The organism is Methanomassiliicoccus sp., from assembly GCA_033485155.1.
Lineage (GTDB): Archaea > Thermoplasmatota > Thermoplasmata > Methanomassiliicoccales > Methanomassiliicoccaceae > UBA6.
In genome coordinates this window covers 1-24,963 of record JAWQJJ010000003.1, presented here as the reverse complement: position 1 = coordinate 24,963, position 24,963 = coordinate 1, and the positions used below count along the sequence as shown (strand labels likewise).

24 protein-coding genes are annotated in these 24,963 nt (G+C 57.5%); 9 read left to right on the top strand and 15 right to left on the bottom strand.

Annotated features, from left to right (window positions below; genetic code table 11):
- Positions 1–3: 3 nt before the first annotated feature.
- The 6 genes from cbiQ to SA339_05645 form a co-directional block, all read right to left on the bottom strand.
- Positions 4–801, bottom strand: a complete 798-nt coding sequence (gene cbiQ / locus SA339_05670; GenBank protein ID MDW5562697.1) for a cobalt ECF transporter T component CbiQ — start codon at positions 799–801, stop codon at positions 4–6.
- An 8-nt stretch (positions 802–809) separates the two neighbouring features.
- Positions 810–1,151, bottom strand: coding sequence for an energy-coupling factor ABC transporter substrate-binding protein (locus SA339_05665; protein MDW5562696.1), 342 nt, complete (start codon positions 1,149–1,151; stop codon positions 810–812).
- Between the two features lie 2 nt (positions 1,152–1,153).
- Positions 1,154–1,849: an energy-coupling factor ABC transporter permease gene (locus SA339_05660; GenBank protein ID MDW5562695.1), complete on the bottom strand. Its 696-nt coding sequence runs from the start codon at positions 1,847–1,849 to the stop codon at positions 1,154–1,156.
- A 176-nt stretch (positions 1,850–2,025) separates the two neighbouring features.
- Entirely contained in the window at positions 2,026–2,418 is a 393-nt protein-coding gene (locus SA339_05655; GenBank protein ID MDW5562694.1) for a transcriptional repressor, read from the bottom strand.
- Between the two features lie 122 nt (positions 2,419–2,540).
- A complete protein-coding gene (locus SA339_05650; protein ID MDW5562693.1) occupies positions 2,541–3,416 on the bottom strand; it encodes a 4Fe-4S binding protein in 876 nt (291 codons plus the stop codon).
- Between the two features lie 38 nt (positions 3,417–3,454).
- A complete protein-coding gene (locus SA339_05645) occupies positions 3,455–3,895 on the bottom strand; it encodes a phage holin family protein (protein MDW5562692.1) in 441 nt (146 codons plus the stop codon).
- 381 nt (positions 3,896–4,276) lie between these two features.
- On the opposite strand from SA339_05645, the gene SA339_05640 reads away from it, so the two are divergent.
- Positions 4,277–6,208: a DEAD/DEAH box helicase gene (locus SA339_05640; protein ID MDW5562691.1), complete on the top strand. Its 1,932-nt coding sequence runs from the start codon at positions 4,277–4,279 to the stop codon at positions 6,206–6,208.
- A 46-nt stretch (positions 6,209–6,254) separates the two neighbouring features.
- Here SA339_05640 and SA339_05635 read toward each other — a convergent pair whose 3' ends face one another.
- Positions 6,255–6,494, bottom strand: coding sequence for a hypothetical protein (locus SA339_05635; GenBank protein MDW5562690.1), 240 nt, complete (start codon positions 6,492–6,494; stop codon positions 6,255–6,257).
- Between the two features lie 205 nt (positions 6,495–6,699).
- Between SA339_05635 and SA339_05630 the strand changes: the two genes are divergently transcribed.
- The gene (locus SA339_05630) at positions 6,700–7,596 is read left to right on the top strand and encodes a cation diffusion facilitator family transporter (protein ID MDW5562689.1); all 897 of its coding nucleotides are present in this window, start codon (positions 6,700–6,702) and stop codon (positions 7,594–7,596) included.
- Positions 7,597–7,627: 31 nt separating this feature from the next.
- Here the strand turns inward: SA339_05630 and SA339_05625 are convergent, their stop codons facing one another.
- Positions 7,628–8,536 carry a DNA-processing protein DprA gene (locus tag SA339_05625; protein MDW5562688.1) on the bottom strand — a complete coding sequence of 303 codons (909 nt, stop codon included), beginning with the start codon at positions 8,534–8,536 and terminating at the stop codon, positions 7,628–7,630.
- Between the two features lie 821 nt (positions 8,537–9,357).
- Here SA339_05625 and SA339_05620 point away from each other — a divergent pair.
- On the top strand, positions 9,358–10,557 hold the full coding sequence (locus SA339_05620; GenBank protein MDW5562687.1) for an MFS transporter: 1,200 nt from the start codon (positions 9,358–9,360) through the stop codon (positions 10,555–10,557).
- A gap of 8 nt (positions 10,558–10,565) precedes the next feature.
- On the opposite strand, the gene SA339_05615 is transcribed toward SA339_05620, so the two are convergent.
- The 3 genes from SA339_05615 to SA339_05605 are packed head-to-tail and all read right to left on the bottom strand — an operon-like array spanning position 10,566 to position 12,210.
- Positions 10,566–10,832, bottom strand: coding sequence for a DUF2769 domain-containing protein (locus tag SA339_05615; protein MDW5562686.1), 267 nt, complete (start codon positions 10,830–10,832; stop codon positions 10,566–10,568).
- Positions 10,832–11,944: a PQQ-dependent sugar dehydrogenase gene (locus tag SA339_05610; GenBank protein MDW5562685.1), complete on the bottom strand. Its 1,113-nt coding sequence runs from the start codon at positions 11,942–11,944 to the stop codon at positions 10,832–10,834. The genes SA339_05615 and SA339_05610 overlap by 1 nt, the downstream gene beginning before the upstream one ends.
- Before the next feature lie 23 nt (positions 11,945–11,967).
- A complete protein-coding gene (locus SA339_05605) occupies positions 11,968–12,210 on the bottom strand; it encodes a DUF2769 domain-containing protein (protein ID MDW5562684.1) in 243 nt (80 codons plus the stop codon).
- Between the two features lie 171 nt (positions 12,211–12,381).
- On the opposite strand from SA339_05605, the gene SA339_05600 reads away from it, so the two are divergent.
- From SA339_05600 to SA339_05580, 5 genes are all read left to right on the top strand, one after another.
- A complete protein-coding gene (locus SA339_05600; protein ID MDW5562683.1) occupies positions 12,382–13,623 on the top strand; it encodes a PQQ-dependent sugar dehydrogenase in 1,242 nt (413 codons plus the stop codon).
- Between the two features lie 21 nt (positions 13,624–13,644).
- Positions 13,645–14,253 (top strand): DedA family protein, encoded by a 609-nt coding sequence (locus SA339_05595; protein MDW5562682.1) that lies wholly within the window; start codon positions 13,645–13,647, stop codon positions 14,251–14,253.
- A gap of 194 nt (positions 14,254–14,447) precedes the next feature.
- Positions 14,448–15,023: an LURP-one-related family protein gene (locus SA339_05590; protein MDW5562681.1), complete on the top strand. Its 576-nt coding sequence runs from the start codon at positions 14,448–14,450 to the stop codon at positions 15,021–15,023.
- Between the two features lie 277 nt (positions 15,024–15,300).
- Entirely contained in the window at positions 15,301–16,590 is a 1,290-nt protein-coding gene (locus SA339_05585; protein MDW5562680.1) for an anaerobic sulfatase maturase, read from the top strand.
- Positions 16,591–16,737: 147 nt separating this feature from the next.
- Positions 16,738–19,110: an arylsulfatase gene (locus SA339_05580; GenBank protein ID MDW5562679.1), complete on the top strand. Its 2,373-nt coding sequence runs from the start codon at positions 16,738–16,740 to the stop codon at positions 19,108–19,110.
- Between the two features lie 137 nt (positions 19,111–19,247).
- On the opposite strand, the gene SA339_05575 is transcribed toward SA339_05580, so the two are convergent.
- From SA339_05575 to SA339_05565, 3 genes are read right to left on the bottom strand one after another with little or no spacing between them, the layout of a single operon-like run.
- A complete protein-coding gene (locus tag SA339_05575) occupies positions 19,248–20,123 on the bottom strand; it encodes a universal stress protein (GenBank protein ID MDW5562678.1) in 876 nt (291 codons plus the stop codon).
- 12 nt (positions 20,124–20,135) lie between these two features.
- Complete coding sequence (locus SA339_05570; GenBank protein ID MDW5562677.1) at positions 20,136–21,617, bottom strand: MFS transporter; 1,482 nt, start codon at positions 21,615–21,617, stop codon at positions 20,136–20,138.
- Between the two features lie 4 nt (positions 21,618–21,621).
- Complete coding sequence (locus SA339_05565) at positions 21,622–22,119, bottom strand: MarR family transcriptional regulator (protein MDW5562676.1); 498 nt, start codon at positions 22,117–22,119, stop codon at positions 21,622–21,624.
- Positions 22,120–22,569: 450 nt separating this feature from the next.
- Here SA339_05565 and SA339_05560 point away from each other — a divergent pair, with 450 nt between their 5' ends.
- The gene (locus tag SA339_05560; GenBank protein MDW5562675.1) at positions 22,570–23,406 is read left to right on the top strand and encodes a GNAT family N-acetyltransferase; all 837 of its coding nucleotides are present in this window, start codon (positions 22,570–22,572) and stop codon (positions 23,404–23,406) included.
- Between the two features lie 352 nt (positions 23,407–23,758).
- On the opposite strand, the gene SA339_05555 is transcribed toward SA339_05560, so the two are convergent.
- Positions 23,759–24,130 carry a hypothetical protein gene (locus SA339_05555; GenBank protein ID MDW5562674.1) on the bottom strand — a complete coding sequence of 124 codons (372 nt, stop codon included), beginning with the start codon at positions 24,128–24,130 and terminating at the stop codon, positions 23,759–23,761.
- Positions 24,131–24,963: the final 833 nt, after the last annotated feature.

The following is a 24,963-nucleotide window of genomic DNA, read 5'->3' as shown; positions in this document are numbered from 1 at the left end:
AAATCACATCTTCAACAATTGGATCAAAGGGGCGGGGTCGACGATTGCCAGATTAAATGTATAAAGTGAAAGGAAGACTATAAGGGAAAGAGCGATCCATTTCGTCGAGATCTTCACAGGTGGATGATAAGAGCGAAATTCTCCCCTAAAGCTCCTGACCTCAAGAGCTACCTGGGACCGTTCGGCCATGTCTATGGAGCGGGTGAAAACACCTACGGCGATCTTCGCGGTCGTCCGATATTTACGCTTGTACGTACGGAAGCCCAGTCTGCTGTCGGCGGCGATGTACATAGTATTCAATTGTTCGAGCAACAGGAACGAATATCGGTATATCAGGACTGTCAGTTCCACCAGTTCGTTGGGGATCCTCACTTGGCGCAGGGACTGGGCGAATTGGGGTACCGGGGTGGAGGTGGCGAAAAAGAGCATCACCGTCGCTCCCGCCACCGCTCTGAGGAAGACCATTGTTCCCAGATGAACCCCCTGGTTCGAAAAAGTAAGCTCCCATGGTCCAATGTCATAGGTCCACAGAGGGTCCCCTTCGGTGACCAGGGCAATGACCACCGAGCCGATCAGAAAAATAATCATTCCTTCAAGCAAAGCGAAAACGATCACTTTGGGAAAACGAAATCTGGTAGAGATGAATAATAGAACGAAGCCTATGCAAAAAGCGACAAGGGGGATTACGATAGACGAGGCTACCAGTGATGACACCAGCAGGGACAAAGCCAAAGTAAACTTACCCAATGGTGACCAGTCCTTGAATGGCGATGAATAGGCAAGCTCGTCTATCGATTGCATGTAATCTCCTACTTTCTTATGGCCTCGGCCCGTATCGCCTGCTCCTGGACCTTGCTAGCCTCAGCTATCTTCTGCTTGGCCGTTCTCTTTCCACGCTCGTTTCCTATGAAATAACCTATGATCATGGCCCCGATGGCTGCTTGAAGGGCAAAGAGCATGCTCTCAGTCTCAGCAGGGGGTTCCCAAAAACTGTGGAACCATGGTTCGTAGGTCGGGTCGATGTTAAGGATTTGGTCTTCGCCCTGATCATCCGAACCTCCGAACTCACCGTGCGAAGCGAACACAAACGCAGAGACGCATATGACTATTATGAGGGCAAAGCCTACGACATACCACTTCTTTGGTGACATTTTCATGCCTCCACGGCAGTCCCCTCCTCATCGGAGGTCTTCGTCTTGAAGTGCAACTTGCCTTTGAGCAGGTCGGGTCTTGTCCTCGATAGGTAGTCGAAGAACATCACAAACAGCACTCCCTCGACTACGGCCAGAGGTATTTGGGTCACCGCGAAGATACCAAAGAAGGTCGTGAACGAGGTAAGGACGCTACCTGCCGTTGGATAGGCCAGAGCGAGCTGGAACGCTGTCATGATATAAGTTGCAATATCTGAAATGAAAGCGACCACAAACACTGTGGGCACAAGCCCCAGCTTGGCACGGTACATCCCCTTGTACGCCAGCCAGGCAATGAACGGTCCAGTTATGCCCATGGAGAATGTGTTGGCACCAAGGGTAGTTATCCCGCCATGCGCGAGAAGTAATGCTTGAAAAATGAGTACTATGACCGACAGAACCGAGGTCGTTGCCACCCCATACAGGATGGTGGAGGCCCCGGTCCCGGTCGGATGCGACGATGATCCTGTCACAGATGGAAGCTTCAACGAGGACAATACGAAGATGAACGCGCCGGAAACGGCCAAGATCATCTTCTGCTCAGGATGTTCTGCGAACAGCTTTCTGATTTGCAGGAACCCCCAGACAACTACTGGTGCAGACAGTACATACCAAAATATGCACCACTCTATGGGTAAGAACCCCTCCATTATGTGCATTTTATCCCTCCGAACCCTTCGATATCACATCGAGGACATCCGCCATCCTTCATCCACCCCATCCACTGGGAGGCGTTGTCCCGACATCTATTGTTATTGGATGTATCATCCAACTCGAGCAGTAATGATACACATTACTAATAAAGATTTCTTCCGAGAAAAAAATGTAGCTGGTTTCAAGCCTCTGCGCCATGCTCCTCGCACTCCTTGCAAACGCCGCTCATAGATAGAGAACATTTGTGGACCTGAAACCCGCATCTCCTGGACAGATCATACAAGCTCATGTCGTAAGGAATGCAATAAAGCCGGTGACAGACCACGCACTCGAAGTGCGCGTTGGTATCCGGGTGTTTGGCAAAGGTGCTCAGTTGGCCTTTGGGTACCTCGGAGATCATGCCCTGAGCCTTCAGCTTGTTCAGATTACGGTAGACCGTTCCCAGACTGATGTTGGGCATGGTCTTTCTCGCTTCAAGATAGATCTCGTCGGCGGTCAGATGGACATTGCTCATGTATACGATATCGACGATGGTCTTGAGCTGAATAGTCCATCTTTGGATGTTTGAGGCCATCAATTAGTAATGATTACTGATAGTCTTATAGCTTCCCCCATCTCTTCCGACCCATAGAACGTAAAACGAGCGCGCGTTGGCGGATCGGCAATCAGGGGCGATGTCTCAGGCAGCGCTCCTCCTCACTCCTTCTCTATATCGACCAGCGGATTGATGGCCTGGACCGACCGCTCGACGTAGTCCGGGATATCAATCTCCAGTTCGATAGCTTTGGAAGGGCACAGCTCTACGCACCGCCCGCATCCTCTGCACATGGTCTGATCGATGCTAGCACGTCCGTTAGCTAAGCTGACCGCCCTGACGAAACAGATCTCTTCCCTGATGCAACGCTCGCACCCGGAACAGCGGTCGGTGACCATTACCCGTACGCCCGGCATCTTGGAGACGCCGTTGGAGATGGAATCCGAGAGCTGGGGCAACATCTTCCACAGGCAGCAACATTCGCAGCAGTTGCATATCGACAGCAGATCCTCCTTGGGGCCAGTGTTGAGCCATATGCTATCGATCTTGTTCCTCCCTATGAGATGGACCAACCCCTTCTCCCTTGCCATCCTCATGTGCTCGATGGCCTCATCAGCGGTAACCATCCGCCCCATCTCAGGCAGGATCTTGGTGACTCCGGCTCCCAGGAATACGCAGCCCAGTTCATGGGGATAGTGCTCACATCGGTTAGAATCGCGGCATGTGCAGCGATTCATGATGAATATGTACTTCGAGCGTCGCAAGAAATGCTCGATGACCTGCGAGGGCAGCACCATGTCAGTGCGTCCTAACTCTGTTCCCAGCTCGATCGTCCTGGTCCGCGCGGCGGTGACCGCGCTGTCTCGGGGTAGATAGATCATCTCATCCTTATCGAAGAAGGCGAACTCAACCGCTCTTCCCAAGGCAGGGACACGGGTCGTGTGGGCCATCAGGAACCTGTGCTTGAACATGCCTTTGATTATTTTCGAGGCGATGTTGGTCCGGATGCCCATGCCACCCCGACCATTATAGGACATGATATTGCTATCTACGCGCGGGCATGGATTTGTTAAGTCTATGTCGAAGTGACCTTGGGCAGCTCCATAATGGGAGCCCCGCAGAAAGTGCAGCGGTGCTCGTCCTTGTCATTGATGCCTCCGCAATACTCGCACTTGACGTGCAGGGACTCCTCCAACAGCGCGATCTGTTTCCTTGCCCTGGCTCGAACGATCCAAGCGCCGAGGAACAGGATAGCACCGACCGTAAAGAGCGCCGCCGATACCCAGATGAAGCCGGGCTCGGCCATTACGGCCGGAAGGAAAAACCCGAAGCTGAAGAACATGGCCATGCCCGCCAGTCCCATCAATAGGATGGACTTGAACGATGCATCCTCCTTGGCCTTGACGATGGGGTCCTCGGGGGCGTTGGGGTTGACGGTGGTGTGGCATTCCGGACAATACTTTTTACTCATCCGGACCGAGGTATCGCATTCAGGGCACTGCCGAGTTCCGGCCATATCGGTCCATCGACCTCATGGAGGCTCTTAATCATTTTGGGCTGAGTTGTATCTTTTAGTTTTTTAAAATTCGGCCCAACAACGCCCCATTCTTCGAAATGATTATATACTGTCCTGCCTATTATCAGTTGGAGGTATCATCCAACTGAAGGCCAGAGGTTGGCCGGTCCCTCCGACAATGAGACAGCGGCAGGTGAGATGTCTGCTTACCCGTCTAGCGACGGTCATGTGGCCAGATTCCTCCTCTAGTCCTCGCTTGCCGCCTCCTCCTCTTCTTTTCCTTTGGCCAGTCATGATTCTAATACAAAATTATCCTACTTCCAGGTATTCGGACACCTCGCCCCTTCCTTTAAATATCCAGAGGGGGTAGTGAGGGCGTCAATGGGATACGACAGGGATGCATACCAGAAGAATAAGGCTGATGCCCTTTTCCGCATGGGGTTTCACTCCGAGGTCACCGGTAGGACCGACGAGGCGGTACGGAAATATGAGAGCGCCCTGCAGGCATTCCCCGCACACTACGAGTCCCACGTTCAGCTCAGCCGCATCTTCAGGCGAAAAGGCGTTGAGACTAAGGCCGCCTTCCATGAGGAAATGGCCCATCGCTCCAAGCTGAAGCTCCCCCTGGACACTAAGAGGCCTCCTCCTGAGGATGAGCGACCTCCGAGCGCTCCGGTTAGGGAGGTCAAGCGATCGGTGGAGGCTGGGAAGGAGGACATTATAGATCCGGAGGGCGATACCCAAGTGAAGGCGATGCTGCCCCTGGTATGGGACGCGTTCTTCGGCCGCTTTGACCATCTTAGGGAGATTCAGCGGCGGGCGGTCCCGGTGATCCTCGGCGGCGACAATGCCCTAATAATCTCTTCCACCGCGGGAGGGAAGACCGAGGCAGTGTTCGCCCCCCTGGTAGAGCGACTGGTCGAGGAGGGATGGACCGGTACTTCCATCATCTACATCTCCCCGACCAAGGCCCTGGCCTCGGACATCCGGGGAAGGATGGAGGGCATGCTGAACCCGCTCGGCATCCGGGCGGCGCTGCGCAGCGGGGACATCAAGGAGCTTGACCGCAATAACCCCCAGGACGTCCTGGTCACGACGCCGGAGAGCCTTGATTCGCTGATCGCGCACATGCCGGAGATGGTGAAGGACGTCCGGGCAGTGGTGCTCGATGAGCTGCATATGGTGGATGGGACCTACCGGGGCGATCAGCTGCGCATCCTTCTCCGCAGGCTTGCATCCATTGCTCCCAGTCCTATCGCCGTCTACGCTGCATCGGCCACGGTCAGTGACCCTCATGGGTTGGCGTCCCGCTACATGCCCTCTCCCAAGATCGTCACCTCGCCGGGCGGACGGGGCATCGATTACCGCATCGCTCCCTCTCTGGAGCACGCCGCCCGGGTGTTCCGGGAGCGGGGCCTGAGGAAGTGTCTCATCTTCTGCAACACTCCAGAGGAGGTGGAGACCCTGGCCAATGGCGATATGCGCCGGTGGTTCCCACCGCACGTGATCAAGGTGCATCACGGCAAGCTGCAGGTGCCCAAGCGGGTGGAGGCGGAGAGGGCGCTACGCTCGGATGAAAGGACGGTGTGCGTGTGCACCTCTACCCTGGAGGTCGGGGTGGATATCGGGGACATCGATATGGTGATCCTAGCCAACCGTCCCCGCTCCATCGCCTCCATCGCCCAGCGCATTGGCCGGGCGAACCGCAGGGAGAAGCGGATCAGCGCCATAGCCGTCGCCCGATCGGCCGGGGAGGCCGCCTACTATGACAAAGTCTTCGAAGCCATCGTCCGCTCCAAATATGCCTGCGAAGAGCACTCCTTCGATCCCTCGGTCGTCGTCCAACAGATATTTTCGACCCTTTCCGGTCCGCCCGGGAGGAGCGCGGCCGAGGTCCAGGGCCTGTTCCGAGGCATAATGACATCCGAGGACGTCGCCGATGTCTGGAGCCACCTCCGTGACGGAGGGTGGATTGAGCAGCTCGAGAACGGCACATGGACGATTGCCAAGCGGGCCAGGGAGATGGGCGCTAAGATTTACTCCAACATCCCTGGTTCCGAAAGCATCGAGGTGGTGGAGATGGAGACCGACCTACCCATCGGTGACATCGCCCTGCCCATCGATAATATCTTCATACTAGGCGGTCAAGCGTGGCTGGTCAGGAAACGGTTGAGCAACCGAGTGATGGTGTCTAAGGTGGACAGCGGGACGGACATCGCTAACTTCGCCTCCTACGACCGCTTCGGGGCGTTCTTCGATCTGTTGCCCGTGGACCTCCGGATGCGACATAAAAAAACCCTCGGCAACACCTGATGATTTCCTTGGCATGATGTAAGGTACTGCCGGACCTCCTCGTCCCTCACTTCGTTTCCGATCGGTCTTTCCAGGAACCGGACCTGCCCATCATGTGGGCGAAGGCGAAGTTGCAGACTCGGCAGTCCCCCGTCCCGGTCTTGGGATCGTACCGGCAGTCACTTTCCAGCAAGATGCAGGTGTAATTGGTCACCTTTCCCTTATCCAGGAACCCAGTGTTGAAGGCCTCGAGGTCGGTAGGCGTCCGAGTGCTCGACTTTCTGAACCAGTTGTATGGCTCGTTCACGACCGGGGAACGCGGTCCAACTCATTAAAGAATGGCTACGGAAAAGGAAAAAGGGTCTGGGACCTTCATGTCGGCGAGCCAGGTACCTTTGGTGTCGATGAGCGATACGGAGATGGCGCCGACTCCGTCGGTCATGACCTTCTGATTCAGTATTCCCAGCAAGCCGATAGAGAATCGCAAAAATGTATATCCTTGGGCTCGTTGTATGCTCATGGACAAGGGCAGGATAGCAGTCCTGGCCATCGCGGTCGGCATCGTCGTGTTCTTATTGAAATTGCTAGCTTATGCGGTCTCGGATTCCGTTGCCCTGCTATCGGACGCCATGGAGTCGATCATCAACATCGTGGCGTCGATCATGATGTTCGTCGCCCTCATGATATCTGCCAGACCAGAGGACGCTGACCACCGGTACGGGCACCAGAAGGCCGAGAACATATCGGCGCTCATCGAAGGCGTCCTGATCATCATCGCGGCCGTGCTCATCGTCGAAGCGACCATCGGCAGGTTGTTCGACCCTGTTGCTCTGGAGAACGTCGATCTGGGCCTGTTGATCTCCCTGGCGGCGACCTCCCTGAACGGCCTGCTGGCCTTTATGATGCTGCGGGTTGCTAGAGCCAGCCGCTCCATGGCCTTGGAGGGTGATGCCAAGCACCTGTTCTCCGATGTCATGTCTTCGGGAGGGGTCGTCCTAGGGCTGTTCATCGCCAGCGTGACTGGCCTCTATGTGCTGGACCCGCTCATAGCTCTCGTCGTGGCCGCCCTCCTGGTGAAGATGGGGATCGAGGTTCTACGGAGCACCTGCCACGACCTGATGGACTCGGCGTGCGAGGAGGAGGAGAGATCCATAATCGAGGTCCTGGAGAGGAACCAGGGCTTCCTGGAGTACCACGACCTTAAAACCAGGAGGTCGGGGAACAACATCTTCCTGGACGTCCATGTCTGCCTGGAAGGTAACACTACCGTCTCCGCGGGGCAGGAATTGATCACCCAGCTGGAGAATGACCTAAGATCTGCCGTGCCCCACCTGGTCCCTAACATCCGCCTGGAGGACCATACTCAGTGCCAGAAGGACAAAGGCAGGGGAGCCGAGCGTCCGATTTGAGGGCTGACCGCGCATTACAGGATACATGCGGTCAGAATAGCCGGTCCTGTCTGGACTCCGATGACAGAAACTCATTGGGACTGGTGATGGGGGTCGCCCCTAAACGCGAGAGCTTCCCCAGCCCCAACCCATGTTCGGGTTCCTCGAACCCCTCCTGGTCGACGATGTACGCCCGCCGGCCCTGGCGTATTGTTTGCTCGATCAGACGCTGCATGGCTTCCACACCGCTGGACTCGATGACCACTACGCTCCCGGACATGCCACAGATCATCCTGTTCCTCTGAAGGAAGCGTCCGGGATGGAGGTCGGCCTCCTCGGTCAGCTCGCTGATCACTGCCCCCTTACCAGATACCTCGGCAGCCAGGAGTCTGATCTCATCTGGATAGATGTCAGACAAAGGCGTTCCGAGAACCGCGACGGCCGTCCCATCAGCGCCTATGGCGCCTTCAAGGGCCTGGGCGTCGATGCCCCTGCTTAGTCCGGTCACCACGGTCCGCCCCTTCTTAGCCAGCTTCGCCCCGAACTCGTATGCCAGGTCCAGGCCTCCCTTCGAGGGATTACTCGTCCCGAGGATCGCCACATGGTCGCTGCCGGGGAACACGTTGCCGGTGACGTAGAGCACCAGGGGAGGATCCGGTGACAGCCGGAGGTTGCCCGGATAGCTGCTATCCCAGTAGGTGATGACCTTGATCCCGTTCTCAAGGTATTCTTTGACCCTTCCAGCGGTCCGGGCCAGCGCCTCCCGTCCGATCTTCCGGTCATTCAATATCGCCAGGAGAAGGTCCCCCTCGGTCGATCCCGTTCCCTCGTCCCGTGAAAGGTAGCGATCGAGTACCATGCCGACCATGTCGGAAGGCAGCCCTGTCATCATCCTGTTGGTCCCGGTCAGGGCGTTGTCATTCAGATAGGCGATCAGACCTAGCTCGTCGATACTGAACATGGTCCCACTTCCGTCTTTCCGGCGGATTCGTTCCGAGGGCATAATATGCCGATTGCAATATATAGATGAGCCGGCCAGCATAGTGATACAGACCCAATGCCCGAAAATGGCGACAGAGCGATCCCGACAGAGGCTACATTCTTTAATCGCCATCTCCCGTCTCGAGCTTCCTCCCTGGTCTGGTAAGAGCTGTGAGAGGGTAGGGAACGCGGAGAATGGAGGATGCAGGACGGATGGGGCGAGTGCCGGAACAAAGGTGTCCGTCTATCGGCCTCGACAATGCAGACATTATCGTCCCAGACAGTTCGGGGAGGATGGGCGAAAAGGAGCATGGGAGTAGGAAAAAATGGGAGCCAGAATGTAAGAATCGTTCATAAAGTATAAACACTCAATTATTACTGTGAAATTAATCGGTGCGAGGCTCCGGTCGTGTTCCCAGACGGCTGCCGGATCCGAGATAAGAGCATTAGCCCACGGCCCACCGTTTGCCAGGAGGCCTCGTGCCGATCAGCCGGTCACGGGCGCATATCTCTTCACCTTGCCGTTTCAACTGCGGCGCCCGTGGCCGGTTAACGAACGCCGCCTGCGATGACCCTTCTGGTCAAAGATAGGGGGTGTTTGCCACCTCCCGTCCTCATCATTTCCAAGATGGAATGGCTGCTAGGAGCATCCACCTTATCACGGGTGGACGATCAGGTCCGACCATGGCTACATCATTTATCGCCAACTAAAACTTTGAGAGAGCCACGATGCTCTGGCCGCTAGGCCCGAGCCTCGGGCTCAATCAGTGACAAATAGCATCTGTTTGCAGATAGTGGCGGATGGATCAGTCCTTAAGCGCCACCCTGACCTTCTCGGTAATAGGCTTCTTAGTGAACTTCGGATTCAGCATGATAACGCCCATCCTCCCATTGTACGCGCTCACCTTCAACATCACCCTGACGATGGTAGGATCACTAGTGGCCAGCGTCGGTGCCTCCAAGGTTCTCCTCGACATCCCGGCGGGGGTCGTTGCCGACCGCGTCGGCGTGAAGCAGCTCATGCTGGTCGGTCTCGGTCTGGTCATCCTCTCCGCCATTATTTCGGCAAGCGCCCTGAACTACTGGATGCTGTTGTTCGGCCTTATCTTGCAGGGGGTCGGGACGGCGATGTACTTTACTACCTCGTACATTGGAGTGAGTCGTCTCCGCCCCGCCTCTAAGAGGGGGCAGCATCTAAGCATATTCATCAGTCTGCAGTTCCTGGGGTCGACCAGCGGACCCATCTTGGGAGGCCTCATCGGGCAGAGCTATGGGCTGGGCACCCCTTTCTATGCCTATGCTCTGCTGGTGGCGGTTTCTATGTTAATCATCTACTGCCTAATCGACAGGGGGCTCATCGAGCGCCGACGGGAGGAGCATCTAGACATGCATCAACTGACCCGGTCCCTCCATAGCTATACGCTCGGCTCCATCAACCTAGGCCTTCTGTCCATTTCCGTACTGCGTATCGGGCTCATTGCCACGATACTCCCCATCTACGCGGCGAGGAACCTTGGACTGAACCCCGCTGCCTTCGGGGGCATCCTGACCTTGTTCTCGCTTGGCAACTTCGTCACCCTCCTACCAGCAGGCTCACTGAGCGATCGGTACGGCCGCCGACCGTTTTTGTTCTTCAGTCTGTTCCTATCAGGCCTCCTAGCCGTTGCTCTGCCGTTCAGTGGAGGAACGCTAGCGTTCACCGCCATCATGATCGCCATGGGCGTGACCCTGGGCCTTTCGGGAGCGATAGGCGCTTGGGTGACCGATGTCTCGCCCCCGAAAGACCTAGGGGCGTCCATGGGACTGTTCCGGACGATGGGGGATCTTGGTTCCATCATCGGCCCCATCCTTCTCACCGCGCTCCTGGCCCCGGGCTCCAGCACCATCGGAGTGGCCCCTTTCTTAGCCGCGGGCGGGCTAATATCGGCGTCCAGCCTCCTGCTCATCTGGGCTCGGGACCCCGTCCGCGCTACCAGGGGGAAGGCACCAGCAAGGAGGTGAATGAAGTATCAGAACTTCGCCGGCCCGCCGTCGCAGTAGTAGTTGGACGAAAGCCCATACTCGATGGCCACATCACACTCCCCGCACACACAGCCCAAGCGGTTGAGGGGACAGTGGGTGGAGCCCCTGGCGCAGTAGAGCCTTTCCCCGTTCCCGATCATGCACTCGTTGAAGGTGGGACAGCTGGGGCAGGCGCACTTTTTCGCATTCCCCTCCAGGTCGGGCAGTCTGGCTCCCTTGACGCGCATAGGACATTCTTTGCTCTCAGCGGCCATCAGAACCACCTCCAGCCATCGATGGGCACGACCCTGAATACGTTGCCTCCAGGCCTCTGTCCGTAGGTGTCTCCCTCTCCATGGAGATCTGTGAAGTACAGGCCTCCCGGACCAAAAGAAAGCCCGACGGGCATCCCCAACCCACGGCCGATGTACACCAAGAAGTCGTCGTAAGACCTGACGCCGGTGGCCCCGTCGTTCAGGCGCATCTTGACTATGCTCTTGCCTTTCCGCGATGGCGATCTGTACCGCGCCGGTCCGGCGAGAGCCACGAAGAGTTCATCGTGGAACTCTTCCGGGAACTGACCGTCCTGCATGAAGTCGAGAGCGGTGGGGGCTTGGGTAAAGTGCCACCAGAACAGCGAGTTCTTACGCATGTTGGGGGACCAACCGTAGTTCCCACCGGGCACCACCTTGGCGATCCGATCGTCGGTGCGATGCCCATTGTCGGTTATGTACAGCGCGTGATCGCTCCTGCGCCAGGTCGCTCCGAAGGGATTCCTGAACCCCTTGGCATACACTGGGCTCTCCTTGTGTGGATTGTCGGAAGGGATGCCGCCATCGAGGTCGTAGCGCAATACCTTGCCCCTGAGATCATCATCTCTCTGTGCCGTCTCCGGGGTAGTAAGCCCGTCGCCGGTGGTGACATACATCTTGTGATCAAAGCCGAAGGTGATCGCTTGGATCTGGTGAGCGCCTCGTATCGAGGGTATGTCGTTGAGCACCGTATCGATGCGCTCGGCCTGTAGCTTCCCCCTCATCCTCATAACCTTGCCCTTGAACCCATCACCATCCTGGTAGAGCATGGAGGCGAACACATCGCCTGATCCCGGCTCGACCTGGATGCCAGTGACCCCAGACTCCCCCGGACCGGGGAGGATGAAGTCAGGCGGGTAGTTCAGTAGATCGTCGGCGTACGTAAGGACGTGGCAGCCTCTAGTGATCACTTTTATCTGGCCATAGAGCATGCTCACGTACAGGATAGGATCGTCGTCGTTGCGGCCGGGGTTCGGGACCGTAGCGACATTGGTCGGTTTGTGCAGGCCGGTAGCCAGGAGTTCGAGCTTGAACCCCGGAAAGACCCACCAGCTGTCGAGAGGGTCGATGGTCATCACCCGTGATGTCAGGGGGCGCCCTATCTCTCGGGGCCCTTGCGCTTCTGATCTTCCTCGTTGCCGCGTATGCAGTAGTACATGAACTTGAGCCCCAGCTCCTTATGTACCGGACAATCGGGGCAGAAGCACACTCTCATCTCTTTTATGCATGAACTCTTCTTGCTGACACAGAACGCCAGTTCCCCCGCCTCCTTCGCGCATTGCGCGTGGGTGGGACAGGGAGGGCAATTGCACCTCGAGCGGTACTCTTCCGTCTTGGACATATCGGCACCCGGTTGAACATCCCAGGTCAGCATTTATCTACGTTTGCCCCGGCCAGGGAGCCCTTGGCGTGCAACGTTTTTATCCAACCCCCGTCCACGTCGCAAGCGGTGACGGAATTGGGTCAGCAGACGAGAATGATTCGGAAATCGGTGAGTGCCTGGAAGCCGGCAATGGTCCGGGCAAGGATAGGTCTGGAATTTGTCGCCGAAGGCTTCGCAAACCCGGTGTTCCTGACGTGCGCTCCAGGACGGAACGAGCTTTACATCGTCGATCAGATCGGAAAGATATTTGTCCTGGACTACGGCGAAGGGGAGATGCCAGAACCTTTCCTGGACATATCTGACCGAATCGTGGACCTCGACCCCGGCTACGATGAACGGGGCCTGCTGGGATTAACGTTCCATCCTGAATATAGGACCAACGGGCGGTTCTTCGTATTCTATAGCGCTCCACTGAGAGACGGCGGCCCTCCTGGCTGGAACTGTACCAATCATCTGGTGGAGTATAGGGCCTCGCCAGGGAACCCTAGGGGGGTCGACCCAGGTTCCGAGCGCTCGCTCTTGACCATCGACAAACCGCAGATGAACCACAACGGCGGGCACATCGCCTTCGGGCCGGACGGGTACCTGTATGTGCCGTTAGGCGATGGCGGAGGAGCGAATGATCGAGGGGAGGGGCACAACCCTCAGATTGGGAACGGTCAGGATACCATGACCATGCTGGGCAAGATCCTGCGCATCGATGTTGATGGCAGAAGCGAGGGGAAGGAGTACGGCATACCTAGCGACAACCCCTTCGTCGACGGCGGAGGCCTGCCGGAGATCTACGCCTATGGTCTGCGGAATCCTTACCACATCGCCTTCGACGCCGAGGGCGAACACCAGCTGTTCGCCGGTGATGCCGGGCAGGTCAGGTGGGAAGAGGTAGACATAATTGAGAAGGGCGGCAACTACGGGTGGAATATTAAGGAGGGGAGGCACTACTTCGACCCCCAGGATAACAAGGCTGACATCGTGGTCACCGAGCCGGTCCCGGTGAGGCTCATCGACCCCATCGTCGATTACCCCAACCTCGCCAACCGCACGGGGGGCATCGGTTCGGTGGTCATCGGCGGATACGTCTACAGGGGCGACAAGATACCGTTCCTCAGGGGCAGGTACGTATTTGGCGACTTCAGCGGCACGAGCGGTAAACCGGACGGTCGAATCTACATCGCCTCACCTTCCGAGGACGGAGCTGGCAAGTGGGTGATGGACGAGCTATCGGTGGACCGCAAGGGAGGGAAGCTGGGAGAGTACCTTCTGTCCTTTGGACAGGACAATGACCACGAGATCTATGTTCTGTGCTCGGATAGCGAAGGTCCTGAGGGCCGCTCTGGACGCGTCTACAGGATCGTTCGGGCGGAGGGGTAGGCGGCCGAAGGACAAGGCTCCATGACCTTCGTCGAGCCTAGTGCATACTTCATCAAGGACCTCATCGCCTCCATCGGCTACCCGGGGTTGGCTCTGCTGATGGCGTTGGACGCTACCATCCTGCCGGTCCCCAGTGCAGTCGTCCTGGGCTTTGCCGGTTATCTCAGCTATGAGGGGCGGTTCGATATCGCCCTGGTGACCGTGGTCGGTGCTCTGGGCAGCATGTGCGGCTCGCTACTCATGTACGCGCTCGGACGGTGGGGCGGGCGTCCCTTCCTGGACCGCTACGGTCGATATCTGGGTCTGGGAGAGGCGAAGATGGCCTCTGCCGGCAGATGGTTCGCCCGGTACGGCGGATGGGCAGTATTCATCAGCCAGCTGTTGCCGGTGGCCAGGGATCTCATCCCCTTTCCCGCAGGCATAATCAAAATGAGCGTGGAGAGGTTCGCCGCTCTATCTTTTCTCGGCTCTCTGCCCTTCTGCTTGGTCCTAGCGACCCTGGGTCTGATGGCCGGACCGTCTTGGGAATCGACGATAGAGGTCGTGGACAGGTACGACATGCTTGTTCTCGCCCTGGTGATGACACCACTTATCGTATACTGCCTACTGCGCCGTTCCTCACGGCGCTAGCATATTTCCTAAGATTGCTGTTGAAAAAGTGGACGCTAAACAATTGAATGATCGCCCGAACACCCTCACCGATATTCCGTCCCTGTGGACTATCCTCCTTTTTGAGGGACAATGGGAGAGAGGTCGCCTGTTGGCCAACCATTAAGTATCGACGGGTTGAGCTTATCTTTTACGTATTCCACAGGAGTGAGAAAATGCTAAGGAGACGAGAGATCAGGCAGGAGGCTAGGGAGGAAAAGATGGCCCCCACTCAGCAGCCGGGTCAGCCTATGCCGGGAGCGATGGCCGCGGGTGGACCGCAACGCTACATGATGCGGGAGCAGATGTTCTCGATAGGGGACGACTTCTTCATCCAGAACGGGATGGGGCAGAGAGTCTTCCGGGTGGATGGCAAGGCGCTGCGGGTACGACAAACCCTGAGGTTCGAGGACATGCAAGGCCGGGAGCTGGCCACGGTCCAGGAGCGCAAGGCGGCGATCAAGGACACCATGGCTATCGAGAGGAACGGGCAGGCGTATGCGACGATAAAGAAGGCGATGATCACACCTCTGCGTGAGCGGTTCACCCTCAGCATGCCCAGCGGGGAGGCCGAGATCAAGGGTAACATAGTGGACCATGAGTATAACTTCGAACAGAATGGGCGGGTCATCGCCGAGGTCAGCAAGAAATGGGTGCGGGTGAGGGATACCTACACCATAGATGTCCAGCCGGGTCAGGATGACATAATCATACTGGCCGCGGCAGTCGCGATCGACTCGATGACACACTGAGTCGTCCCATCCACGTGTCGAAGGTGTGACGGACCTGGGTTTCGACCCCTTGTTGTTCCGGTCCGGATACCTTTCCCGGCACCGAGACAGGCGGTGGGGAGGCTGGGAGCGGGCTTGTCCCCTCCCACGCTCAATTTTTTGATCAACGCCGAGATACGATGGCCACAATGGGTCAGGACGATCGTGCGATCATCATATCTCGGGACGGCCCGCTGAAGGCGAAACAGGCTAACAAGAGTTATCTAGTGAGGGGTCCGAGTAAACCCCGGGCGAACCGATGTTGGGGGCAGTGAACCGGTTCCATGTGATGGCCAAGCCGATCGGCCCGGTCTGCAACCTGCGGTGCGATTATTGCTATTACCTGCACAACTGGGACCGGTCAGCCCAGGACGTGGAGTGGAGGATGTCCGACCACACTCTGGAACGGTTCGTAGAGCAGTACCTGAGATCTCAAGAGGGGGAGGTGATCGAGTTCTCCTGGCAGGGCGGTGAGCCGACCCTGATGGGCCTCGATTTCTTCGAGAAGGTGGTGGAGGTCCAGAGGAAGCACTGTCCGCCGGGCAAGCGGGTCACCAACAGTATCCAGACCAATGGCACAGTGGTCGATGAGAGGTGGTGTGCCTTCCTGCGCCGGAACAATTTCCTCGTTGGCCTGAGCATAGACGGGCCACGAGAACTGAACGACGCCTATCGTCTGGGGAGGGAGGGAATATCCACCTTCGACCAGACGCTCTTGGCCTCCAAGCTCCTGCGTAAGCACGGCGTGGAGTTCAACACCCTGACCGTCGTTCACGATCTTAACTCGAAGCGCCCGCTGCAGGTCTACAATTTTCTCCGCAATATCGTAGGATCGAGGAACATGCAATTCATACCATGCGTTGAGCCCCAGACCTATCGCACCGAACCGCCTCTGGCCTGGAGCGGCCCCCTTCCCGTTTTGGGCAGCCCGGAGGCTCGGCCAAAGGCTCATTCGTCCTTCGTTACCGGGTGGTCCGTCGATCCAGACGATTTCGGTGATTTCCTCTGTTCCATCTTCGACCGCTGGATCAGTACTGACGTCGGCCGAGTCTTTATCCTCACCTTCGAGATGGCTTTGGCAGCATGGATGGGACTGCCGCCGACGCTCTGTACGATGGCTAGACACTGCGGCAGGGCCCTGGCCCTGGAGCACGACGGCAAGGTATACACCTGCGATCATTTCGTCTACCCAGAGTATCTGCTGGGAAGCATTGAGGACGTTGAACTCTCCGACCTGGCCAACCAAGAGAGTCAGGTCAGGTTCGGTCGGGACAAATGGGACCGGCTCACTGGACAATGTCGGAAATGTGAGGCGCTCTTCGTCTGTCATGGGGATTGCCCGAAGAACCGATTCTTGGTTGCCCCGGACGGGCAACCAGGCCTGAGCTACCTCTGTTCCGGTCTCTTAAAGTTCTACCGACACATCGATCCAGGGATGAGATACATGGCTCGGGAAGTCTCAGCCGGTCGGCCCGCGAGCACGGTCATGGCCTTCGCGAGCAAGGGCGGCGGGGCCCGACCCTTCGGACATCCCGCCAGCCGCTCCTGACCGAACCACCACTCACTTAATGTCTTCGTTGAGCGAGCGGATCCTCCGCTCACGCCGATGGTCTCCGGTGTGGAGTGCAATTCTTATATTCCTGGACCTGACACGTCTTGTTCTAATCAATGAGAAAGCAAGCGAGGGGTGTGAAAATTGCCCAATGGACCAAACCAACAATCCCGTGTGATACTGCCGATCCCCGATCAGGTTAAGTTCAACTTGACCACCATCGATGCAAGGGACCCAGACAACCGGTTTCCGCCCATCGAGCCGTTGACGCCGCCCGAGGGCGCGCCCAATATTCTCATCGTTCTGCTCGATGATGCCGGCTTCGGCTCTTCCAGCGTGTTCGGGGGGCCGTGTGAAACGCCGAACTTCGAGAAGTTGGCCCAGGGGGGCCTGCGTTACGACCGTTTCCACACTACTGCCCTCTGCGCCCCCACCCGGGCAGCCCTGTTGACCGGCAGGAACCACCACTCGGTCAACATGGGGAGCGTCACCGAGATCGCGACCTCGGCCCCTGGTATGACCTCTCTTCGTCCGAACAACAAGGCCACACTTCCCGAGACTCTCAAGTTGAACGGCTATAACACCGCGCAGTTCGGCAAGTGTCATGAGGTGCCGGTATTCCAAAACAGCCAGGTCGGCCCATTTGACATGTGGCCAACCGGCTCCGGGTTCGAATATTATTACGGCTTCATCGGAGGAGAGGACAACCAGTGGTACCCATCCCTCTATGAGGGCACCACTCCGGTCGAGCCGCCCAAGACTCCCGAAGAGGGTTACCATCTCACGGAAGATCTGGCCGACCATGCCATTAACTGGATGCGCTCTCAAAAGTCCCTCGCTCCGGAAAAGCCCTTCTTCGTGTACTTCGCTCCTGGCGCGACCCACGCTCCTCACCACGTGCCGAAGGAGTGGATCGAACGGTACAAGGGCAAGTTCGCTCACGGCTGGGACCGGCAGCGCGAACTGACTTTCGAGGAACAGAAGCGGCTGGGAGTCATTCCGCCGGAGGCCGAGCTGACCAAGAGGCCGCCGGAGATCCCCGCCTGGGACGAGATGCCGGCCGAGCTGAGGCCGGTGCTGGAGCGACAGATGGAGACCTACGCCGCCTTCCTGTCCCATACCGACCATCATGTCGGCAGATTGATCGATGCGATCGAGCAACTGGGCATTCTTGACGACACCCTGATCTTCGTCATCATCGGTGACAACGGCGCGTCGGCTGAAGGGACGTTGAGAGGGACGTTCAACGAGTTCATCCCCCTTAACGGAATGGGGGAGATCATCGAGACCCCGGAGTTTCTGATCTCCAACCTGGAGAAATGGGGCGGAACCGAGGCTTACAACCACTACGCTGTTGGTTGGGCCTGGGCCATGGACTCGCCGTACCAGTGGACGAAGCAGGTGGCCTCACACTGGGGAGGCACGAGGAACGGAACGATCGTCCACTGGCCAGAATACATTCGGGAGAGGGGCGGCCTGCGCTCCCAGTTCTGCCACATCATCGATGTCGCGCCTACGATCCTGGAGGCGGCGGGGATACCGGAGCCGATCATGGTCCACGGAGTGACCCAGAGTCCATACGAGGGGGTGAGCATGATGTACTCGTTCAACTTACCGGAGGAGCCGGAACGCCACGACGTGCAGTACTTCGAGATGTTCGGCAACCGTGGGATTTATTACAAGGGATGGAGCGCCTGCACCAAGCACCGCACGCCTTGGAAGCTGGAGGCGGGTGCGAAGCAGGTACCTTTTAACGATGACGTGTGGGAACTTTACGATGGCCGAACGGACTTTACCCAGGCCCATGATCTGTCCAAGGAGAGGCCGGAGATCCTGCACAAGCTGCAGCGTCAGTTCCTGATCGAGGCCACCAAGTACAACGTCATTCCCCTTGATGACCGTGTGGTGGAAAGGATCATTCCGGAGATGGCTGGTCGGCCGGCTTTCGTTAAGGGAGATCGGCAGGTGTTCTTCCCAGGAATGAAGCGCATCACCGAAGCGACGGTCCTTACGATGAAGAACCGATCCTTCCAGGTCACATCTCAGATCGTCGTTCCCGAGGGCCAGGCGGAGGGCACGATCATTGCTCAGGGTGGCAAGATCGGCGGGTGGGCCCTCCTCATGGAGGCCGGCACCGCGGTGTTCGTCTACAACTTGTTCGGGGTCAAGCTGTTCACGGTGAGAGCTGACCGGGCGCTCTCTTCCGGTGAGCACCAGGTGAGGGCTGAGTTCGCTTACGACGGCGGGGGATTGGCCAAGGGAGGGACGGTCACTATCTACTACGATGGGGACAAGGCCGGCGGAGGAAGGGTCGAGGCCACTCAGCCGATGATATTCTCAGCCACCGAAGGCCTGGATATCGGCTGCGAGACTGGCACCTCGGTCCTAGGTGTGGATCTGCAGCGCACGGTGTTCAACGGGGAGATCAAGTGGGTGGAGATCACCGCGGGTGCCGACAACCACAGCCACATGGTCAAGCCCGAGGACCTCATGCACATGCTATTCAGCAAGCAATAGGCCCATGGCCCCCCTTGGATGCGCAAGTCCTCAGTGTGTCGTGCGACGTCCATGAATATCGGAGGCCGTTCATATTGGAACGGCGAATGTCCCTCCCGATGGCACGAGATGGAAGGGGAGCATCGATCAGAGTGCCATCAGGGTGCCATTGCTCTTACCACGAGCACGGGACATCTGGCCTGACGAACGGTCCTCTCGGCCACGCTCCCCAGGCGGATGTGTGCGAGCCCCGTTCGTCCTACGGTACCCATGACGACGAGATCGTGCTCGGACGATGCTTTCACTATCTCTTCGGAAGGGATACCGGTGACGACCGCCTCATGGACGATGATTGCGCCTAGGTCCCGGCCCAAGTCCTTGATGTAGTCTACCGCCTCATGGCAATCATTCTCCGTTAGCCGCTGGCTCCCCTCCTGGAGCCTGGAGTGGTTCTCCGCTCCGGGATCGGCGACGCTCAATGCCGTGACCTCGGCACCCAGGAGCTTGGCCAATGCCAGTCCCTGAGCGATAGCCGGCCTGGTGTTCTCGCTCCCGTCGGTCGGTATCAGTAGCTTCCGCACCATGGGCAGGTCGCCCCCGATACGCATTCCGCTGTGAACGACCAGGATCGGGGTCGGGGCGTATCGGACCACCTTCTCGGCCACGCTGCCTAGCAGAAGGTGCGATACGCCCATGCGCCCCTCCGTTCCCATGACGATAAGATCATGGTCGGATGACGCTCGGACGATCTCGGCTGACGGAGTGCCGCTGGTCATCAGCGCCCTCATCTTTATGCCATGGGCTCGACCCTGGGCCATGACGGCCTCCACCGCCCCCGCACTGCTACGATATCTAATAGATTCGACCTCTGATACGGTAACGTTCGCCACGTTCTCGTACGGGCTCTCATCAATCACGCACATGGCGGTGACCTCCGCGCCCATGGCCTTGGCCACGCCCAGGCCGTACTGGACCGCTGGCGTGGTCTTGTCGGTCCCGTCGGTGGCTATGATTATCCTATGGTATGGAATCATCTTTCACCCCTCCTAATTGCTCCTCGCCCGTTCTCTTCCGTTCCCGTCCTCGACGACCACTTTCGCCGGCTTGAACTTAAGCAGGGAGATGCCGAAGGTTATCAGCGAGATGATGAGGAAGAGCAGGAATGCCTGATGCAGACCGTTCTCGAACGTTACCAGAGCTTCGGAACTGATGCCTCCTCCGTACAGGAACAGGGCGGTCATGTCCTCGTTCGACAGGCCGGTCATGACCATGGGAATGGCGACGGCCATGCTGACCATGGACCCCACGTTCATGAGCATCATCCTCGTGCCCGAGGCGATGCCTCTCCTCTCGGGAGGAGCAGCGTTCATCACCGATTTGCTGTTCGGGGACATGAACACGCTGCCCGCGATGCCCGAGACCAAGGTGAGGACCATCAGCCACCAGAATGGTGTGTTGTGGTCAATGAAGACCAGGCCCAGCATGCTGACGGCCATCAGACCGAGCCCGCCGACGATGAGGGGGCGGGTCCCCTGCCGGTCTGCCGCGCGGCCGGAGAGAGGAGCGATCACGATCATGGCTAGACCCATGGGGATGAGGCTCAACCCCGCGGTAAGCGGATCCTGCCCATAGGGGCCTTGCAGGAAGAAGATCAGCAGGAAGAGCATCGCCCCCCTGGTCAGTCCATTGAGCATGCTGGTAGTGCAACCTATGGCGAAGTCAGGGTTCTTGAAGAGGTGGAGGTCCAGCATCGGCGTTTTTGCCCTGAGCTCGACCCATATGAATGCCGCGATCCCAACGGCACCGATGACGAACAGAGCGTAGATGGTGTCCATGCTCAGGCCCATGGGGAACGAGTACAGAGAAACGGCCAGGAGAAGGGAGGACATCCCGACGATGAAGGTCGCACAGCCCCACCAGTCAAAGCCCGGAGTCTTCGGAACATTGGCCGGTTCCTTCAGCCTCACATAGGCCCAGACGGTCCCCAGAATCCCGAAGGGGACGTTGTACAGGAAGATCCACTCCCAGCCATAGGGCGCGAGGATCCCACCGACCACCGGCCCCATCACCATGCCCGCGCCAGCCGCGATCCCGTTGATCCCCAGGCCCAGGCCGAGGCGGTTGGCCTTGAACGCATCAGCGACCATCGGTGTACCGTTCGCCGTCACCAGGGCCCCACCCAGCGCCTGTACGATACGGTATACGATGAGGTCCATTCCCTGGTTCGCCGGGCTGGCGAAAACGCAGAGCAACGAACCAAGGGTGAACACCCCGAAGCCCAATACGTACAGGTTCTTCCTCCCGAACATATCAGCCAAGCGGCCGAATAAGGGGACCATGGCGGTGGTGATCAGCATGTAGACGAGCAGCACCCACATCACCGTGAACATGCCCATGTGCAGCGCGCTCATCATATCGGGCAGGGCGATGAGCAAAGCGGAGCTCTGCATCACCGACATAAGGATACCTATCGTGGTTACCGAGAGCACGGTCCACTCGTACCCCGGTTTCATCGAATCATCAGTCATATTATCACCTCGATCCAAGAGAGCAATGGTCGTCCGGTCCGCTGTGGGCGGCGACCTTAAGGAAGGTCCTCTCGATGATCTCGAAGGAGCTTCGCAGGTCTTCGATGTCCGAGTCCTCCATGTTCTCAAGCTCCTTGATCAGTCTCTGCCTCATCCGCTCTCCCGTGTTCTTGATACACTGTCTTCCGGCCTCGGTTAGATCCAGGTTCACGACCCTCCGGTCCTTGATACCGGGTGAGCGCTTCACCAGGCCTTCGGCCTCCAGGCGGTCCGTGAGGGTCGTGAGGTTCTGGCGAGAACACGATAGTCTCTCGGCGATCACGGAGAGGGGCAGAGGTCCTTCGTTCTTGAGGACTACGAGCACGCCGATCTTCGGGTACGCTGCGGGGCTTCCATCCAGCAGCTCATCCTTCCTGATCACCCTCCTGAAGAGGAGCGGCACGGTCCTGAGGATGACGCCGGCGAGATCCCCCAAACTATCGTTCTTTCCATCATATTCCATCTGAGCTACCTCGGATGTTCATCTCCGGAGATAGTACAATCTCCGTACTATCCGGGCGTAGGATGATTTCCTACATAAATCCGACGGTATCAAAGATATTGAGAAAATGTCAAACTCCGGCTTAGCTAGTGTTTGAAGGATCGCCCTTCCATTGCACGTGAAAAACCTCCGACCGGAAAAGTCCATTGCGGAAAGCGGGGTGTTTTTCTTCACCAGATGATCCGGTCCGCTCCCCTTCACCTCGGGATCGGTAAGGAAAGATCCGATGATCGGAGTCCGGCTCACCTTCGCTCCTCTATTTTATCTTCATTTATACAATACAATGCAAGCATTCATAAGGCCGATGATGCCAACGAGCTATGGGATCGGGTGAACGAACCAACATCTGGATGTTCGAGAAATGGGACGGATGGACCCTTTTCTCTTCCGAACCCAGGGCGAGGTGCGATGATGGGCAGATACACGGACGGGGAACTAGTACAGGCCATTGAGACGACCTACTACGATGATATGGTGTCTTTTTGTGCTGATGCCAATTGCTCCTTCCTGCGCAGGGATCCCGACATCATCATCTACTCGACTGGCCTACCTATCGCCCCCTTCAACGGGGTTCTGAACCCGAGGTTCGGCTGCGAAGATGCCGCACAAAGGGTCAGGGATGCCATGGCTCATTTCCAGAACGCTCGAATGCCCATGAGCTGGGTCCTGGGTCCATCGAGTACTCCTCAAGAACTGGATGAATTCCTGCTACGCCTTGGGATGGCTCAAGGACCTACTGAGGCGGGTATGGCCGCAGACCTGGGATCCGTGGGCCGTGAGCCGCTGCCAAGAGGACTGGAGATCAGACGTGTCGAGGATTCCGGATCCATGAAGGAATTCATCGACACGACCATCGATGTGTTCGAACTTCCGGAGCGCGCTAGGGCCGGCTGGGACACTATCATCATGAACTACGGTTTCGGTCCCTCTCGCCACTGGTTCCTCGGTACTCTCGACGGAAGGCCCGTATCGACATCCCTTCTAGTTCTCCATGAAAATGTGGCCAGCATGTACATGGTCGGCACAATCAGAGGTGCCCGGGGACAGGGAATAGGGACTGCGATGACCCGTGAATCTCTTCTATTCGCGAGAGAAGCGGGCATGGACATCGCCGTCCTCGAGGCGAGCGAGCTTGGCCTGCCGATCTACGAACGGATGGGCTTCAGGAAGCTATGCGAATTCAGGATTTTTTCCTGGACCCCATCATGCATCATGCCAGTGGCCGGGATATGTCATGAATGCGTCTAGGATCACATCTTGCCGGGACTCCAGCTAGGACCGATCAGGTGGCTCAGTCACGATCATCAGGTCGCATCGAACTACATTGAAGTCGCAACCAAGCATGAATTTATAGGCGAGCCCAACAACTCGAAGATGGTTGATTCAGAGATAGAGGCGCACTTTGCTAATTGCTCTTCTTTATCAAGCCATCTGCATCTATACAGACGTGAGAACGGCCAGGGTGCCTATTATTCCAGCGGCGTCCGGGCAAACAGAAGCCTAGAGGAAATGATGTAGGTGCAGGCACCCTTAGCCGGTGATATTGTTTGACCGCTCAATATATTTAAAGAATGGTTCGTTATGAATAATGGCCATGTCATTATCCGGCCAAAACCCGGGGAACAAGCTCCATGGCGCTGTAGTCAGAGACCATGATGGTCGAGTCCCCCGCCCTAGCTAGTAGCTCGTTCATCTCTACGAACGAATCGTCAGGGACGATCACCAGGACGTTGAAACCTTCGGTGACCGTCTCATTGTACTCCAGAATGGCATCAGGTCGCTTCCAGCTCTCCGCGGTCTCGATGAACTCAAAGCCGATGAGCTCGTCGGTTCCATCGTCAAATATCGAGAGCAGGCACCATATGCCCGTCTCGCCGGCCAAGTAGGTCTCCTCGGTTCGAATTTCTTCCTCGTCCGCTTCGAATTGGGCCAGCCTCTGATCGACCAGATCGATCAGGTCCACGACTGCCATGGATGGTCCTTTGAACAGCCCATATATAACCTTCGGGCCGGGAGGTATCTGCTATGCCGATATGCGTGGTGGTCAAATTCACTCTGCGCATTCTGCCCCTGAGCTTTTCCATTGCAGGGTCAGGCAAAGTCGTTTATAGCTTCATTCTCTAGTAGTAACGCCGGTTCAGGGTCAGTGCATCCCGCTCTGTCGAGGTGGCGTAAGGGCGCCATTTTTCTCGATATGCCCTGGGCCGGAGCTTTTTCTGTTAAAGGGGACGCGCCCTAGAACAACAGCGCCCCTTTGTCAATACAATGGCCGTTCGCCATGGAATGGTGCGGCACCCATCGTTGATGACAATACTCGTCACCCCACTCCTCTCTCCATGCTTTGATCGGCATACTGGCGTTGTTGCCTAGGGCCGCCTTGCACCCCATCGACCCCGGAGATCACCTCCGCATATCACACCTGCCTTGCCTAGAAAGGGGCGACATGAGAAGCTCCTCCGCCCCATGCAGCATTCCTTACCCCCACACGCATCCTTGAACCACCGTAGGGATGTGAGATCGCCGTCGAACACGGTCCGATTGGTGCAGGTCGACATGTGATGGAAAGCAGCACTATCGGCGCCGTTTCCAATTTTCCTCGCCATGGTGATGGTAAATGGTCAAATATCGTGTGCTAGAGAAGGCTGGGTCTGCCCGAATACAAGGGTGAAGGAGGCAACAACATGGCTGAGAAGAAGCGTACCAAGAGCGGAGAGATGACCACGGCCGAGGCCGGCCGCATGGGCGGCGAGAAGACATCCGAGACCCACGGCAAGGAGTTTTACCAGGAGATCGGTCAGAAGGGCG

Coding starts and splice junctions, on each gene's coding strand:
- SA339_05645 (MDW5562692.1), bottom strand. CDS start 3,895: ATGGCCGGAACTCGGCAGTGCCCTGAATGCGATACCTCGGTCCGGATG.
- SA339_05600 (MDW5562683.1), top strand. CDS start 12,382: ATGGTCCGGGCAAGGATAGGTCTGGAATTTGTCGCCGAAGGCTTCGCA.
- SA339_05655 (MDW5562694.1), bottom strand. CDS start 2,418: ATGGCCTCAAACATCCAAAGATGGACTATTCAGCTCAAGACCATCGTC.
- SA339_05610 (MDW5562685.1), bottom strand. CDS start 11,944: ATGACCATCGACCCTCTCGACAGCTGGTGGGTCTTTCCGGGGTTCAAG.
- SA339_05640 (MDW5562691.1), top strand. CDS start 4,277: ATGGGATACGACAGGGATGCATACCAGAAGAATAAGGCTGATGCCCTT.
- SA339_05585 (MDW5562680.1), top strand. CDS start 15,301: ATGTTGGGGGCAGTGAACCGGTTCCATGTGATGGCCAAGCCGATCGGC.
- SA339_05560 (MDW5562675.1), top strand. CDS start 22,570: ATGGGCAGATACACGGACGGGGAACTAGTACAGGCCATTGAGACGACC.
- SA339_05570 (MDW5562677.1), bottom strand. CDS start 21,617: ATGACTGATGATTCGATGAAACCGGGGTACGAGTGGACCGTGCTCTCG.
- SA339_05665 (MDW5562696.1), bottom strand. CDS start 1,151: ATGTCACCAAAGAAGTGGTATGTCGTAGGCTTTGCCCTCATAATAGTC.
- SA339_05595 (MDW5562682.1), top strand. CDS start 13,645: ATGACCTTCGTCGAGCCTAGTGCATACTTCATCAAGGACCTCATCGCC.
- SA339_05615 (MDW5562686.1), bottom strand. CDS start 10,832: ATGGCCGCTGAGAGCAAAGAATGTCCTATGCGCGTCAAGGGAGCCAGA.
- cbiQ (MDW5562697.1), bottom strand. CDS start 801: ATGCAATCGATAGACGAGCTTGCCTATTCATCGCCATTCAAGGACTGG.
- SA339_05620 (MDW5562687.1), top strand. CDS start 9,358: ATGGATCAGTCCTTAAGCGCCACCCTGACCTTCTCGGTAATAGGCTTC.
- SA339_05625 (MDW5562688.1), bottom strand. CDS start 8,536: ATGTTCAGTATCGACGAGCTAGGTCTGATCGCCTATCTGAATGACAAC.
- SA339_05575 (MDW5562678.1), bottom strand. CDS start 20,123: ATGATTCCATACCATAGGATAATCATAGCCACCGACGGGACCGACAAG.
- SA339_05565 (MDW5562676.1), bottom strand. CDS start 22,119: ATGGAATATGATGGAAAGAACGATAGTTTGGGGGATCTCGCCGGCGTC.
- SA339_05590 (MDW5562681.1), top strand. CDS start 14,448: ATGCTAAGGAGACGAGAGATCAGGCAGGAGGCTAGGGAGGAAAAGATG.
- SA339_05555 (MDW5562674.1), bottom strand. CDS start 24,130: ATGGCAGTCGTGGACCTGATCGATCTGGTCGATCAGAGGCTGGCCCAA.
- SA339_05650 (MDW5562693.1), bottom strand. CDS start 3,416: ATGTCCTATAATGGTCGGGGTGGCATGGGCATCCGGACCAACATCGCC.
- SA339_05630 (MDW5562689.1), top strand. CDS start 6,700: ATGCTCATGGACAAGGGCAGGATAGCAGTCCTGGCCATCGCGGTCGGC.
- SA339_05605 (MDW5562684.1), bottom strand. CDS start 12,210: ATGTCCAAGACGGAAGAGTACCGCTCGAGGTGCAATTGCCCTCCCTGT.
- SA339_05660 (MDW5562695.1), bottom strand. CDS start 1,849: ATGCACATAATGGAGGGGTTCTTACCCATAGAGTGGTGCATATTTTGG.